This window comes from Hyphomonas atlantica corrig. (assembly GCF_017795365.1).
Taxonomy (GTDB): Bacteria; Pseudomonadota; Alphaproteobacteria; order Caulobacterales; family Hyphomonadaceae; genus Hyphomonas; species Hyphomonas atlantica.
The window spans coordinates 1,310,700-1,325,914 of record NZ_CP051254.1 but is presented as its reverse complement, the minus strand read 5'-3'; the positions used below and the strand labels follow the sequence as shown (position 1 = coordinate 1,325,914).

Here is a 15,215-nt window from a genome sequence, read left to right as displayed (position 1 = left end):
CGCTACTGGCCTGAATATTTCGGTGTTCGTTTCTCACTGAAGGCTGAAAGCCCTTCGAGGAAGTCAGCGGATTTTGCATGCGCTTCGAGATGGCGCATTTCCAACGCGATGGCTTCGCGCGCGGACAAGTGTGCGCTTCCGGCAACCATCTCCTTCATACGCTGAAGTACAAGCGGGCTTTTCTCCGCCAGCTTTGCAGCAAGCGCCTCTGCAACCGATGACAAGTCGTCATCCTCAACAACTTGGCTTACAAATCCGGCTTCACGAAACGCTTCCGCCGACCAATGATCGCCGGAGAATAGGAGATAATTCGCTTTCTTTTCGCCAACATACCTCGGCAAGAGAGATCCCCCGCCGCCCGGCAGAACACCAAAATTGGAATGGGCGTCGCCCAGCCGCGCACTGCGCGCCGCCATCACGACATCGCAGGTCATGGCTAGCTCCAGTCCGCCGGCCAAAGTCAATCCATTGAGCGCTGCAATTGTCGGCTTCGGCAAAGCACGAATAGCCAAAAACACGTTCTGAATGTCGCGAAGGAAGCCAAGAAACCCGGTATTGTCACCAGCCTGAACTTCCCCCAAAACGCCCTTCAGGTCAGCACCGCAGCAAAAGGCGCGCCCGCTCCCAGTGATAGTCAGCACTCGAATCTCATCGCGCTCGGCAACATCTTTCACACATTGCGCAAGTTCATTCACCATTAGAGCGGACAGTGCATTCATGCTGCTCGGACGCGTCAGGGTAATTCGTGCACACGAATCTTCCGCCTCAAATTTCAGGGTTTCAAACGACAATTGTCCAATTCCAAGCATTGGGCCGCGTTCGCTCCAAAACTTGGCCCGTTCCAGATGAGGCTTCACTTTATCGGGCCAGAAAACTTATTGAACATCAGACGCATGTCACCGTGCGCCAAAGCGTCGTCAGTCGAGCCTCCCAAGGCAATGCAGAGCTCTAGCGATGTCAGCTATCGTCCAGCTGGCGCTCATTCTCGAGGAATTCCTGCGGGGACTGCCCCGTTAACCGGCGAAACGCACGGGAGAAATTGCTGGGGTCCTTGTATCCCAACAGATACGATATCTCCTTGATGGACCGACGACCTGTCCGCAAATAGCCGATAGCGAGATGCTGGCGAACATCGTCGAGCACGGTGTTGAAGGTTGTGCCCTCATCCTGCAATTGGCGCTGAAGACTTCGGTTACTTGTATTTAGCTCTCTTGAAACCGACTCCAGGGAGACAGCTCCATCCGGTAGCATTTCGACAATCGCCGCCCGGATCCGCGGAATAATTTGTTGTTCATCGAACCGGGCAATGTATTCCATCGCAATCTGGTCATTCCTTCGAACAATGTCGGAATTCGCGCCGCGCAGCACGCGCGTATAGTCCTTCTCGGCCACATGCAGCTCTAGACTGTCGTGACCATATTCGATCGGACAACAGAAAAAGGCATCAAATTCATCCATCGCGACCTTACCAGGTTTCGGACGACGCATTCTTACCAAAACAGGAGAATAGTCCGCTCGGTAAACCATTCTGACGAAGCGAAGCACCGTCGCCAAAAAAACATCCTGGCGGACCGGCGGCACGTCTTCCTTGAGTTCAATGGAATGAATGAGGCACCCCTTCCTGATTTCAGACCTTGTCTCAGCAGAATGAGAAATTAGCCTGAAAAAACGATCAAACCGGTGGAAGAATGTTTCCAGCGTTCGGCTTGAGAACAATGAATACCCAAGCGCATGCATTGAGCCGGGCGTATTTCGCTCGGCCAGCTTCAGCCCGATCGTCTCATCACCTGTCGCCTCTACGATGAGCTCAATGAAGCGACTGAATCGTCTAGACCGCACCCTGGCATTCGGGTCCTGGAGAATATCAGGATCAACTTCCGCACGCCGCAGTAGATCTGGTACATCAATGGAAAAGTCAAATTCGTCCAATATGGCCACAATCTGTATGAGCCAGGATGCAATGACTGACCGCGTCTCACTCAATTCTGGTTGCGCCTTACCTGATGATGTGTGGTTCAAATATCGATTGTCCTGTACGACCGTCTTCGATGACAAGCTTTATCGGTTCATGACGGTTTGTCCAATTTTTGAACAGGATTGTACACGCTTCAGCCAATACTGCGGACCTGGCCGCCCCAGTATTTCTTACGTACATCCTTTCGCAACACCTTACCAACGACGCTCAGAGGCAGTTCCTCCACGAACAACACGGATTTTGGTGTTTTGAAAGATCCGATCTGCTCTTTTACATAGGCAATCAGGTCAGATTCGGCCACCTCAACAGAGTCGTTAAGGATGACTTCCGCATGTACAGCCTCGCCCCATTCTTCGTGGGGAACACCGACAACCGCTGACATCAAAACGCCAGGATGGGAGTTGACTGCGGCCTCAACCTCAGTCGCATAGACATTGAAACCACCCGTGATGATCATGTCCTTCTTCCGATCAACCAGGTAGCAATATCCGTTTTCGTCCGTATATCCGATATCCCCTGACTTCCAGTATCCGTTGACGAATTCCTCCTTCGTCTTCTCTGGATTGCCTTCATAGCCAAGACAGGTTGAGCGCGATCGCAAATAGAACTCGCCGAGTTCGCCTACAGGAACTGGATTACCGTCATCATCGCAAACCGACAGTTCGATCCCGGTTGAGCGTCGACCCGCGGACGCGAGTCGGCCTTCAGTCTCGGCGTCCACGATATGATCTTTCTTGCTCAGGCAGAGGGTTGCCGCCAGATGTTCCGTGGAGCCGTACACTTGTGTGAATATTGAACCGAATCGCTCAACCAGGAGCTTGGCCTTGGCCGGGCTCATGGGGGCCGCGCCATACAACACCGTGCGCAATGAGGATAGGTCATACTCTCGTGCTTCGGGCATTTCCAAAAGGCGGTACGCCAGAGTCGGTACGATGAAGGCGTGAGAAATCTTCTCTTGCTGGATATAGCGGCACCAGTTCTCCAGACTGGGCTCGTTCATTGTTACCGTGCAACCACCGCTGAACAGAACCGGCAAAAGCATCATACCGCTGCCATGGCTAATGGGAGCTATATGCAGCATGCGGCAGCCATCGAAGAAATCCGGGTCTGGAAGTGTCAGGAAACTATCGCGGCACCCCAGAATGTTGTCGATTGAATACTTCGCGCACTTGCTGTCACCAGTCGTGCCTCCTGTAAAGCGCATGAGCACGACGTGCGTTCGATCATCGATTTCAATATCTGTGTTCTCTGTCGACGCGTTCGCCAAAAGATCGGGAAGGGCCAACACGCCTGAATATGGCTTGACCAGAGCATCCATCACAACAATCTGAATGCCGCGTTCGGTAAGCGGGCCAGCATGGGAGGCTAGGAGGTCATTCTCGATGAACGCGACTTTGGGCTTGACGATGTCGATCTGGCCAAGATGCGTTTCCAGGCTGTCGAGGTAGTTGGCATGACAACATGTTGCATAAGCTTTTGCAGCTGACCCCCAATGGAACAGGGAGAGATTGTCATTTTGCAGCATACAGACATATCGGTCGCCCGCGCCGAGATTCAGGTTTCCATTGAGAATATGTGCAATCTGATTGGTTATGATGTGATAGTCACGAAAACTCAGCCGGCGGCCACGCTCAAGATTCACAATCGCCTCACGATCTCCGAAGGATTCCGCGAGCCCTTGCATGACACGGCTGTAATTTACCCGCCCGCCTTCTGTCGAAACCAATGCTGCAGCAGAACTTGGAGCGACGTCAACAGGCATCAGTTCACGGTCATTGCGCTTTTTTGAGAAAATTCCGAACACAGAGACTGTCCTCCCTTTTGTCTACACCACCCTAAGATTGCTGCGTACAGGATCGATTTAAAGCAGCTTTTTAAATAGATTCAGCAACCAGCCCGTCTTCGAAGAATAGGGAGGCAGCAATTGGCTAAGCACACTGATCTTCGATTGTGAGAACACCGGCTTCAAATGACTGAACCGCTCGAAACTTCCCGGCCCCAAATAGGATCCGATCCCGCTTTGCCCGATGCCGCCAAATGGAAGACGGCGCTGGAAGACGTGCATCACCGTGCCGTTCAGGGTCACGCCGCCAGCATGGGTTTCGCCAAGGATTTTTCGTCGACCTGCACTGTCTTTACCGAAATAGTAAAGTGCCAGTGGCCGCTCGCCAGCATTGATGTACTCGATTACTTCGTCTTCCGTACGATAGGTCAGGATCGGCAGAATCGGCCCGAAAATCTCTTCCTGCATCAGCCCCATATCGCTTGCAACATTGGTCACAGCCAGCGGGGCTATTCGATGAGCAGCCTCGAACATGCCATCGCCACTGCCTGCGAGATTGGTCACTCCGGCACCTTTTGCGCGGGCGTCTTCAACCAGTCCCCGCAAACGGTCAAACTGCCGGTGATTTATAATGCTTGTATAGTCCTGATTGGCTTCGATCTCGCCAAAACACTTGTGCACCTGCCTGGCGAGCGCTGACACAAAGTCTTCTACACTCCCTTCTGGAACGAATGCGTAGTCGACACCGATGCACGTTTGTCCTGCGTTGAGGAGCTTGCCGAAAACAAGGCTCTGCGCGACTTCTGGAAAATGAGCACTTTTATCAATGATAATGGGGCACTTGCCGCCAAGCTCAAGCGTCACTGGTGTCAAATTGGCTGCGGCCGACTGGGCGACTTTTTTACCTGTATTGGGCGAACCGGTGAAGAGAATATGATCGAATGGAAGAGACGTCATCTGCTGCGCGACATCCGGGCCGCCGATTACCACTGCCATCTCTTCTTCTGAAAAATACTTGCGAACAAGACGCTGCGAAATTTCAGCTGAATGAGCCGAAATTTCACTTGGCTTGGCAATAATCCGGTTGCCAGCCGCCAACGCACCCGCCGCACCGGCGAATACTGTGCCATAGGGATAGTTCCAGGTTCCGAGAATGCCGACGACACCAAGGGGTTGCGGAATTAGCCGCGAAGATCCCGGCAATCCAAACGTGTCAGTTTTGACACTGCGCGGCTTCATCCAGTGTTTTAAATGGCGCCGTGCAAATTTCACATCCGACAGAACCAGCATGATGTCTGTCAGGATGGTTTCATACCGGCTGCGTATTCCGAAATCAGCCGTAACCGCGTTAATGAGTTCGTCTTCATGCGTCTCGAACATTTTCCCAAGACGAGCCAGCAGGTCCATCCGGGTTTCATAGCTGCAGGACACCTGCTCTCGCGTGAGGGAACGCTGCAGGGTGAATATCCTCTCAAGCTCGGTGATGCCGGTTTCAATCCCCACTATCTCGCCCTCAAACGTGTTGCCGCATCGAGGCGAATTGTTTCACCATTCAAGTATCCATTCTCGACGATGAACTGGCATGCGTGTGCAAATTCCATGGGGTCTCCGGCGCGGCGTGGCGCCTCGACAGTGTCGACCAGTGAAACGACCACCTTCTCACCCAGACTCTTCACCATCTGTGTCAAAAACAGCCCCGGTGCGATCGCGTTGACACGGACGCCGACGGCTCCGAGTTCCCGCGCCGCCGGCATGTTCATACCGATCACACCCGCCTTGGACGCTGAATAGCCGGCCTGACCTATTTGCCCTTCATAGGCGGCACCGGATGACACATTGATAACGACTCCCCGCTCGCCCAGATCGTCTGGTGCGTTCCTCGCCATGACGGCGACGCATTTACTCATGACGTTGAACGTGCCGACGAGGTTGACCATGATCACCTTGGTGAACTTGTCGAGCTGACAAGGGTTGCCGTCCCGGTCGAGAATTTTGGTCGGTGCCGGAATGCCTGCCGCGTTGACAGCAATCTGAATGGCCCCGAATTTCTCGACGGTATTTGTCACCGCATCCGCAACCGATTGATCATCGGTCACATCGACCTTGAAGAACTGGCAGACCTTGTTTCCAAGTTCGCCACAGAGCGCGTTTCCTGCGACTTCGCTCAGATCGAAGAGCGCGACGCGTGCGCCCTGCTCAACAAAACTGCGCGCCGCAGCAGCGCCTAGTCCAGAGGCACCACCTGTAACCACAGCGACTTTTCCATCGAGTTTCATGTTCGCAAGCTCCTGACCTGCTATTGTCAGCTTTCAACTGCTCAAGTCTGGAGCAGCCTCCCTTCGATGGAAAGGAGGCTGCTACAAGACGATCAGAAATTTATACGGCCTTCGGCACCAATCACGCGCGGCTCTTCGATCCAGCCAACATACACGCCCGGGCTGAGTGGCGCGTCGACCGAGGCGGTATAGGTGGCTTCATCGGTTAGGTTGCGACCGAATACACGGAATTCGTAGCGGCCAAACTCCACCCCGACATGAGCATCGAATTTCGTATATCCTTCCTGAAACGCGTTCGGGTCGAGGTCGCCATCCAGGAACATCTCGTCCTTGAAGTTGGCTCCAATCCGGGCATTCAGATCGAAATTCTCGAAACTGCGATTGAAGGCGAGATAGACGTTACCACTGAACTCGGGCGCAAAGGCCCCGCGTTCGCCGGCAAGGTCCTTGGTACCCACACCTGCAGAATCCGGGCATGTGCCCAAGCCCGTTTCGATCACTGAACACCCTGCCCCTGGGAAGGACTGGAATTCGTGATCGAGATAGGCGAACGCACCGCCAATCTCGATTTCGTCGCTGAGAAGGAACTGGCCATCAAGTTCCAGCCCCTGCACTTGAAGTTCAGCCGCGTTCCCAACCACGAAGCTTGTCCCACTCCACGAGGTTACCTGCAGGTCTTCTAACTCGCTTCGGAAAATGATTGCCCCGATGCGAGCACGGTCACCCATGAACTGGTGCTTGATACCAGCTTCCCAAGCCGTGACTTTCTCATCCTCAAATTCATGACCCGGACGCGGGCTCCCATCCGGTTCCGCCGTGTCAGGACTGAAATTGTAACCACCAGATTTATAGCCAGTGGAATAGGAAATATAGGCCGACCCGTTGTCAGCATACTGCCAGCGCAGTTTTACAGATGGATCAAGATGATCTTCTGTTCGCGTATCGTTGAGGTCAGCAGCAAAGCGGTTGAGCAATGCGGCAAAAGTCGTTGCAGAGTTCAATCCATCTGCACCCCCAACAGTAGCGGCGGCGGTTAGATATTCGGTTAGATCGGCAGACCCGATCGTGTCTGCGGGTGTGACAAGGCCAACGAAGTCTCGGGGTGTGCCGGCTCCAACAACAACACTCTTATCGATGCTCTTCTCATCTTCGGAGTAACGCAAACCTAGTTCAAGTGTGACGCTGTCGGTCAGGTCAATGCCAAGCTCGCCAAAAAGCGCAATCGTTTCGGCTTGTTGATCGAAGAAAGTGCGTTGAGCAACGTTAACAATACCGCCGGGCAAAATCGATGTTGGCAAAACGCCAAATGTGCCATTGAACGCCGTTGTCTCTTCAATATAAGCATCCTGGTTTTCATAATACAGCCCGCCCAAGAAATTTATGCGCCCATCCCAGTCTGTGGCAATGCGAAGTTCCTGGCTAAACATGTCCAGTTCTTCTTCATCAAGATTGTGAATGAAGCTGACAGGCAGAAAATCCACATCGTGATGTTGAGCGAAATCGAAAGAGGAGTAGCCAGTAATCGAAGTGAGGGTAAAGTTATCGAACTCCCATTCTGCCTTCACAGATCCGCTCAATGATTCGGTTGTCTCCGTGTCGGAGATTGGAGGATCGCCGACACGGAATGCGGGATTGCCGCTGAAGCTGACATAAGCGGTATCGCCAGTAGAAACTCCAAAGTCTGGATGAAGCATTTGTGAGAGCGCTATCGTGCTAGGCGTCGGCAGGCGATCATCAATCGCATTAATGGTAAGCTCCTTACCGACCCCGTCCATTTCAAGATAGCTCAGTTTCGTCTCAACGTTTAAACTCTCCGTTGGTTGCCAGGCGAGCGTCGCCCGGGCGAACATGTCTTCGCGCTCGGCTTCGTCGCGATCAAAGACACGGTTCTCAACATATCCGTCAGTTGTCGTATAACGAATTGCCAACCGGCCTGCCAAATTATCCGCCAAGCCCGCGGAAAAGACGCCCGAGTAGCTTTGCGTATTGAATTCTGGTTCCCAGGTGACACCGACCCAACCATTGAGTTCCTCTCCGACTTCTGGCGAGGCCGTTTCAAGCTTGATCGCGCCAGCAACCGTGTTCTTACCGAATAGAACGCCTTGGGGCCCACGCAGAACCTCGACTTGCTGCAGGTCGAACTGGGACTGTGAGAATTGGCGGCTGCGCGGCTGATAAACGCCATCCACATAAAGGCCAACCGATTGCTCGAATCCCTTGTTGATACCAGATCCGACACCTCGGATAAAGATGTTCGAGGTTTGCGCTCCCCGACCGACCTGCAGGCCCGGCACGCGCGCGGAAATCTGCTCAAGGTTCGTGACCCCTTGCGCTTCCAGCTCTGCTCCGGAAACGGCGGTCACGGCCACCGGCGCATTGATCAGCGTCTCGTCCCGTTTACGTGCCGTAACAGTCACTGTTGTCAGTCTTGCTTCCCGCTCCGCTTCTGTTTCGGCAGGGACATCTGCCACTTGCCCATAGGCCGGCGTGGCAAGGGCAATGGCGATCGGCAAAATTGCTGCGCCGCTCAAATTGAGTCTAAACTTCTGGTTCATATATATCCTCCCAAGAGCCCTTTTGTGCTCCGTGTTTCCGTTCCCGCTATGATGCACAAGGACGCGAAAGTAGATTATGAACTCTGGTGAAAGATGGCTCTGTTAGAGTCATACCAGTTCACGCCAACAGATCGTCATTCCGCGATACGAGAGGGCCTTATCCTGCTCAAATCCTTCCATGCCCGACATCCGCGATCGTCCGACCAGATGACCTAGCCCCCTGAACAGCCTAGTTCTATAACTAAAACATGGCTGCAGTTCAGGGGGCTAGGTCACTCGGATATGGCGATATCACCCCTCAAGGGCATTACCCTCAAGCCGCCGCCGCGTTCGAGGCGGTCATTGGTGTTCTGTATACGGTAATATTGTTGTCTCGGTTGGTGGGCATGTACGGAACTCGCACCGCAACGAAACCATCGAGCCAGCGCCTGCTCGTGTGAAATGTATCCATACTTCCGAATCAAGACTTCTGAACCGAGAATTATGATGGGTCCATTTCTCCCGTCTAGGCGGCCGGCTCAGGCGCGGCAGACATTTTGCTGCTCACCTGCTCATTGAAATACTCCAATCGCCTCTGCCCCAGCGCATGCGCGATATCACGCTCCCCCTCAGGAATAGGTTCGGTCCGCGTAAGCCAATAGTACACAAAGTGCGACAGCGTGGCGTAAGTGTAGGCCAGGTCCTTTTCCATATCCGCCTGATGCTGATCGAAGGCGTCCATGCGGGCGAGCAAACGCTCTTCCAGCACTGAACGCGCTTCTGGATCGAACCATGCTCTCAGTGCGTCTTCAACGATCGCCGTTTTTGTCACCCCTGGCTTGTCAGCTGCCTCACACAGTTGCGCATAGAGCTTTGTCGAAATCCGTATGTTGACGCGCGGCTTTCCCATCCACTCAGAACCCCGGAAGGACGTCAGGATCGCCGCGATCTGCCGCTACGGCGCGTCTTACGGTTTCCAGATTTTGATCGCTGGTCGGATCAATCTCATCGTCTATGTTGGCGTCAGCACTTGGCTCGCGTACGCATTTTTCACGCGTATCATCATTCGTGTACTCAGGTTCTCTCGTCCGTTTCAGTGACACACTATCGGGTTGTCCGATATCTTTCTTAGCCTCCGGCTCCTGGAACGGCGGGGCCGCAACAATGGATGTCCATTCGGCGTCACATGCTTGGCCGCTCCATTCGACGGGCGCTGGTGACAAGACTCGTTTCGTAAAATTTGCGTCTTTGAAATAACAAAGCTTCCTGGCGAGCACGGGCGGCGCTCCGGACACCATGATAATTTCATCACTGGCAGAAAGTTGCATGACCTCGCCGGGCGTTATAAGCGCGCGCTGAGTTTCCTGGCGTGAAACCATCAAGTGAGAGAGCCAGGGCGCAAGCCGGTGACCGGTATAGTTCTTCTGCGAGCGGAGTTCCGTTGTTGTTCCGAGCGCATCAGAGACGCGCTTGGCGGTGCGTTCATCATTGGTCGCGAAAGCAATGCGCACATGACAATTATCCAGGATCGAATTATTGGGCCCGTAAGCCTTTTCGATCTGGTTCAGGGATTGAGCGATCAGATAGGCGCGGATGCCATAGCCTGCCATGAAGGCGAGTGCACTTTCAAAGAAGTCCAGCCGCCCGAGCGCAGGAAACTCATCCAGCATGAAGAGCAGTTTCCGGCGGTTCTTTTCGGGCAAATCTTCCGTCAGCCTGCGTCCAATCTGGTTAAGGATCAGCCGGATCAGCGGCTTCGTCCGAGACAGGTCGGATGGCGGGACGACCAGATAGAGCGAAAGCGGGCTCTCCCCTTCAACCAGGTCCTCGATGCGCCAGTCCGACCGGCTGGTGATTTCTGCGATCACGGGGTCACGATAAAGCGACAGGAAACTCATAGCCGTGGACAGAACCCCGGAGCGCTCATTCTCTGATTTGTTGAGAAGTTCTCGAGCGGCCTGCGCAACTATCGGATGCACCCCTCTCTCCCCCAGATGAGGCGTTGTCATCATGATACGGAGTGTGACGGCGAAGGAGCGTTTCGGATCGGACAGGAACCGCACGCAGCCGCTGAGTGTCTTGTCTGCTTCTGCATAAAGCACGTGCAGGATGACACCGACGAGCAAGGCATGTCCGGTCTTCTCCCAGTGGTTTCGGCGCTCCAGCGAGCCTTCAGGGTCAACCAGTATGTCAGCGATGTTCTGAACATCGCGTACTTCATGCTCGCCGCGGCGCACGCCCATAAGTGGATTATATTTCGGGGATCGCCGGTCGGTTGGATCAAACCGCACGCATCGGGAAAATCCGGATCGCCAGCCAGACGTGAGCTCCCAATTCTCGCCCTTGATGTCGTGGATGACGGCGCTGCCGGTCCAGGACAACAGGGTTGGTACAACCAGCCCCACGCCCTTGCCTGAACGCGTTGGTGCAAACGCCATGACATGTTCAGGGCCGTCATGACGCAGATAGCGCTTTTGCCAACGCCCCAGGAACACGCCTTTATCCGCAAACAATCCGGCGCGTTTCAAATCGGGTGCGCTGGCCCATCGCGCCGAGCCGTAAGTGGTGACATGGCGCTCGTGGCGACTGCGCAAGACAGAACCAATGATCGCCGCCAGAAAGCCGAGCGCCGAACCGGAGACCGCGATCAGCCCGCCACGTGCGAACACTTCCGGCGCATAGGCTTCATAGGCGTACCACCATTGGAACAGCCGCCACGGTTTATAGATTGGTGTTTCGCCTGCGATGAACCAGGGCGCGCCAAGCGCTGCCTGATGGCCAAGCGCGTCAGCGGTCATTTGTGTGGCGAGCCAGACCGCTCCGATGATCAGCGCGAACACCACCATGATCTGGCCAATGAGTATCTTTGTGCCGGTCATGGCGTGCCTCCTTGAAAGAGCAATTTGTCGTCTCCCAAGAATGATTGCTGAGACTGGTCTTGGACCAGCGGGATTCTGCGCCAATTCCCGCAGCGCCTTGCAAAGCCATCCAAGCCGTCTAGCGAGACAGCCCTCTGGAACGCCCCATATCCATGCTCCAGCCAATACCCGACGCGGTGCGTTTTATGGTCAGTTCTCGTCCCATTTGCCGACCAAGACTGCCACGCCATGGCACCAGCGCGAATTCCTTTGCGTTGCCAATGATCGCCATACGCCCGGCTGCAAGGTCGACATGCCCTTCGAGCTTGCCCTCAAACCGATCCCCTTTCGCCAGCTGAACAGAGGTTCGGCCTGAAGCGACTGCGATGGTGTCCCGCTCACGCTTCAGTTCCAGAGCGCGCAGCTTGCTTTTCTGCTCTTCCATGAGTTCTGATTGGCCCGCACCCAGATAGCCTTGTTCGCGGAGCCAGATCTGCCGACTTGCTTTCAAGTCCTTCAAGGTTTGCTGCTGCGCTGCTGCATCCTCTGACAGGTCGTCGATCCATGTTTCGCCGAGGCGGTCGATCTGCATCTTCGGTGAAAGCCAGGACAGGACACTCAATTTGACGCCGCCGGATCGGCCCGCCTCATATGCCGCTGCGCGCTCCAGAAAGTCTTCGCCAATGTGCCATTCACCGGTCGCAAGGCGCTCCCCAATACCCACACGCCGCAAAGCTTCGAGCCGCCGCTTCAGTGTCAGATGATAGGCTGGTTTTGATCCGGGATCGTGGCGGGCGTGCAGGGCTTCCGACCAGATATCGCCGGTTTGCTCTGCGACCTCAGCAATGGCCTTGTCCGAGGAACGCGCCACGGCTCGCGCGCGGGAGAGCTCCACCACTGCGCCTTGCGGCGGGCGGGCGTGAACATCGACCGCTGCAGAAGGCACATGCCAGATGCCACCGTCAAAATCTTCAATAAGCAGATAGCGCGTATCGCGAAGTTCATCCTCCGGGCCATAAGCCTTCACGACCCCGCGAATGGGGGCGGCGTCTTTCGCGCGGTCCTGAACAAATCGAATGTCGGACTCTCGTTCGCCGAATTCAGCGGCAAGTGTGCGGATGATATCGCCGCGCCGTGCTCTGCGTTTTAGCTGCTCTTGCCAGCCCTGTTTCATTCGCCAGGAGAGCGTGCCGTCCTGTTCAGCCAGGCCAAGAGATTCAAGGTGCCTGATGCGCGCGAAGCGCAAGGACCGATCAAACCGCTCTTTGCTCGAGCTTGCATCACCTAGCCTGAATGCGCCGTTCTCCAATCGCGTTTCGATCTCGGAATCGAGCCCTGTCCAGCGGTCCTGATCCACCTGCTTCTGACGCGCACCCGCGATCTCCAATGTTCGCCTCGGTCCGAGCCGTTGCGTGGCGAGTTCTTCGGCAGCTTCTCGGAGGCCCTTTGTGAGATAGTCCCGCGCGATGACGACATCCTTCATCCGGGCGTCGCGACCCCGCACAACAATATGGGTATGCGGATGGCCTGTATTGTGGTGATCAACGGCGACCCAATCGAGACGCCGCCCGACATCCCTTTCCATTCTCGCCATCAGTTCGCGCGTGGCCTGTTTGAGGTCCCCCATACGTGCGCCATCTTCCGGCGAGACGATGATCCGAAACTGGTGGAGGTCATGCTCGCTACGCTCCAGAAATTCGCGGGGGCTGATCCCCTCCTGATCGCGATCATAAAGAATGCCTCCTTCTCCCTCGCGATCGACACCGTCGCGCTGCAGATAGCTGACATGGGCGCGAAAGAGTCCGGGACCTGCGCCGCGCGCTCTTGCGATATGCACTTTGACAATGACGCGGCGCATGTGTTGGCGAGACAAATGCCTATGGCGAGAACCACCGGTTCGGGCCGCGCCGCCCGTGCCATAACGCGCGCCTGTAAAGGCAGACTTGCGAGAGGCTTTGGAAAGTCTCGCTCCGGCCTTATTCAGCTGGCGTGACAAGCGCTTGCCTGCGGGCGCGCCTTGATCGCGTATACGTCCGAGCCGCGGCGTGAAGGGTCTTTCCTCGCTCATCGGAGGTCACTCAATCCGTGCACCAAGGAATATTCAGTAATTTCAACGCGTTTCGAGAAACGCATGCACCACAATGCTGTGCAAAGGGCGCCAAAAAACAGATGTGCAGACAAGGGGTTAGGCGCCATGTGGTGCCATAGCTTCAATCTTGCCCTACCGGGTCCGCCTGAGAATTCCTGGCCACGCTCTGCATCGCCTTGCACCGACATGTCCGCCTTCCGTCCATCCGGACTCCAGAGAAGAACAAGAACCCCGCCGAGATCGCCGACCTTTGTCGGTCCGAAATAACGTCCATCAACCGATCGCGGATGTTGATTGAGCAGAAAAACTTCGTCTCGTCCCAATACTTGGCAGCCTTCCCAAACCGGCATCGCACGCCCCAGAGTGTCAGCATCCAAAGCCTCTGCGACATGGATTCCTTCCACCAATACAGCGCTGCCGTCCCGGCAAATTTCATCGCCTGGAAGCCCGGCAATCCCCTTGATGAGGGGCCATTCCCTCCCGACGTAACCGCGCGCAGCCGCCCAATCCGCTTCACCGCTCCGGGCTGAGACGATGACCCAATCGCCTCTTGTGAATGGGTCATCGCCTAGCCCGTAGAGACCTATCGGCGCGCTGCCTGTCCGGTTCCAGAATAGGCGGGCACCCGGATCAAATACCAGTCCTGCAACAGCAGCTAGAATTCCGGCTGCTGTCGCGGAAACCCAGTGCTTCTTCACTTCTTTTTCTCGACGCGAGTAGACGTGGACGAGAACATCTGGCGCTCGGACCATGCCATCAGACTGGCACGCGTGTAGAAGACGCGCGCGCCATGCTTTCGATAGATCGGGCCCCTGCCTTCACAGCGATAGTGGTCAAGCGTCGAACGTTTGAGGCGGAGAAAGTTCGCGGCCTCCACCACGTTGAAGAGGTCGTTGTCGTTCGCCGCCTGAGGCGCCGTTGTATCTGCATCGCTCATTGTTGTGCTCCTTTCACTGATATCTGTGCGATGCGATGAGACTGCGCGATCCTGCGCAGGATTTGAGAGGAAAAATGCGTGGCCCGGATTTTTCCCCTCCCCTGTTCACCATGCTTCTGACATGCGGAAGCCGCCCCGGAGGCTTGCTCCGGAGCGGCTCGATGAGGGGCTTGGAACCGTCAATCCTTCGGGTTCCAGAGGATCACGTGGCGGCCCTTCTTGCCTTTGACGGGCGCGAGGTTCGCATAGATCCGGCGGGGACCGATCTGCGGGTCGGCGAGGGTCAGCGAGACGTATTCCCGTCCCGAAGACTTCGCCTTGCGCATCCAGCCGCCACCGATTTCGGTCGAGGTTTCTCCGGCGAAGATGCGGTAGTCCGGCTGGCCTTCTGAGGCCTTTTCGTCATTCTTCTCGATGCGGATTGAGGCATTGAGGTTCATCATTGCGAGGGTGCCTTCGAAGCCGGCCTTGGTCTCGCTGACATATCCGAGTGCGTTTGCCATTGGGTTCTCCTTTTCGTTCCTTTGGCTTGGTCTCCGGGGACCCCTTGTCCCCGTCGACGCCGGACCGAAAGGACGGGCTGAGCCGGGCCTGAACCGCATGCGGGCGCAACGTAGTGGAGCACCGGACGGGCGGGGAATTTTGCTGCGCGAGGAAGCCGCGAAGCGGCGGGGAAAATTCTTCGTCCGTCCGGTTTCAGGGCCGGGTCAGCGCGTCCAGGTCATGCGGCAAGAGACGGGAACAAGGGGTCCGAAGACCGCTG

Annotated in this window: 13 protein-coding genes; 1 reads left to right on the top strand and 12 read right to left on the bottom strand. The window is 55.7% G+C overall.

The annotated features are described in order from the left end of the window. Positions 1–2: 2 nt before the first annotated feature. The 6 genes from HF931_RS06610 to HF931_RS06585 all read right to left on the bottom strand — a co-directional run bounded on the left by HF931_RS06610 (position 3) and on the right by HF931_RS06585 (position 8,589). On the bottom strand, positions 3–809 hold the full coding sequence (locus tag HF931_RS06610) for an enoyl-CoA hydratase/isomerase family protein (protein WP_083180593.1): 807 nt from the start codon (positions 807–809) through the stop codon (positions 3–5). A 148-nt stretch (positions 810–957) separates the two neighbouring features. Next, positions 958–2,019 carry a helix-turn-helix domain-containing protein gene (locus HF931_RS06605; RefSeq protein WP_175354394.1) on the bottom strand — a complete coding sequence of 354 codons (1,062 nt, stop codon included), beginning with the start codon at positions 2,017–2,019 and terminating at the stop codon, positions 958–960. An 89-nt stretch (positions 2,020–2,108) separates the two neighbouring features. Then, entirely contained in the window at positions 2,109–3,779 is a 1,671-nt protein-coding gene (locus HF931_RS06600) for a class I adenylate-forming enzyme family protein (RefSeq protein WP_197020228.1), read from the bottom strand. Positions 3,780–3,836: 57 nt separating this feature from the next. Further along, positions 3,837–5,261, bottom strand: coding sequence for an aldehyde dehydrogenase family protein (locus tag HF931_RS06595; RefSeq protein ID WP_233348649.1), 1,425 nt, complete (start codon positions 5,259–5,261; stop codon positions 3,837–3,839). Then, complete coding sequence (locus HF931_RS06590; protein ID WP_034763796.1) at positions 5,261–6,034, bottom strand: SDR family NAD(P)-dependent oxidoreductase; 774 nt, start codon at positions 6,032–6,034, stop codon at positions 5,261–5,263. Before HF931_RS06590 ends, HF931_RS06595 begins: the two co-directional genes overlap by 1 nt. A gap of 92 nt (positions 6,035–6,126) precedes the next feature. Next, on the bottom strand, positions 6,127–8,589 hold the full coding sequence (locus tag HF931_RS06585; RefSeq protein ID WP_065382680.1) for a TonB-dependent receptor: 2,463 nt from the start codon (positions 8,587–8,589) through the stop codon (positions 6,127–6,129). Between the two features lie 248 nt (positions 8,590–8,837). Here HF931_RS06585 and HF931_RS17160 point away from each other — a divergent pair, with 248 nt between their 5' ends. Next, the gene (locus HF931_RS17160) at positions 8,838–9,029 is read left to right on the top strand and encodes an ion channel (protein WP_081806120.1); all 192 of its coding nucleotides are present in this window, start codon (positions 8,838–8,840) and stop codon (positions 9,027–9,029) included. A 65-nt stretch (positions 9,030–9,094) separates the two neighbouring features. Here HF931_RS17160 and HF931_RS06580 read toward each other — a convergent pair whose 3' ends face one another. From HF931_RS06580 to HF931_RS06560, 6 genes are all read right to left on the bottom strand, one after another. Next, the gene (locus HF931_RS06580) at positions 9,095–9,478 is read right to left on the bottom strand and encodes a hypothetical protein (protein WP_035551450.1); all 384 of its coding nucleotides are present in this window, start codon (positions 9,476–9,478) and stop codon (positions 9,095–9,097) included. Positions 9,479–9,482: 4 nt separating this feature from the next. After that, positions 9,483–11,447: a conjugal transfer protein TraG gene (locus tag HF931_RS06575; protein WP_065382681.1), complete on the bottom strand. Its 1,965-nt coding sequence runs from the start codon at positions 11,445–11,447 to the stop codon at positions 9,483–9,485. Between the two features lie 118 nt (positions 11,448–11,565). After that, positions 11,566–13,494, bottom strand: coding sequence for a DUF3363 domain-containing protein (locus HF931_RS06570; protein WP_272981634.1), 1,929 nt, complete (start codon positions 13,492–13,494; stop codon positions 11,566–11,568). Continuing rightward, on the bottom strand, positions 13,491–14,267 hold the full coding sequence (locus HF931_RS17155; protein WP_420537720.1) for a S26 family signal peptidase: 777 nt from the start codon (positions 14,265–14,267) through the stop codon (positions 13,491–13,493). Before HF931_RS17155 ends, HF931_RS06570 begins: the two co-directional genes overlap by 4 nt. Continuing rightward, positions 14,210–14,452 carry a helix-turn-helix domain-containing protein gene (locus tag HF931_RS06565; protein WP_112062485.1) on the bottom strand — a complete coding sequence of 81 codons (243 nt, stop codon included), beginning with the start codon at positions 14,450–14,452 and terminating at the stop codon, positions 14,210–14,212. The genes HF931_RS17155 and HF931_RS06565 overlap by 58 nt, the downstream gene beginning before the upstream one ends. Positions 14,453–14,631: 179 nt before the next feature. Continuing rightward, positions 14,632–14,955, bottom strand: a complete 324-nt coding sequence (locus tag HF931_RS06560; RefSeq protein ID WP_112062486.1) for a DUF736 domain-containing protein — start codon at positions 14,953–14,955, stop codon at positions 14,632–14,634. Positions 14,956–15,215 lie beyond the last annotated feature (260 nt).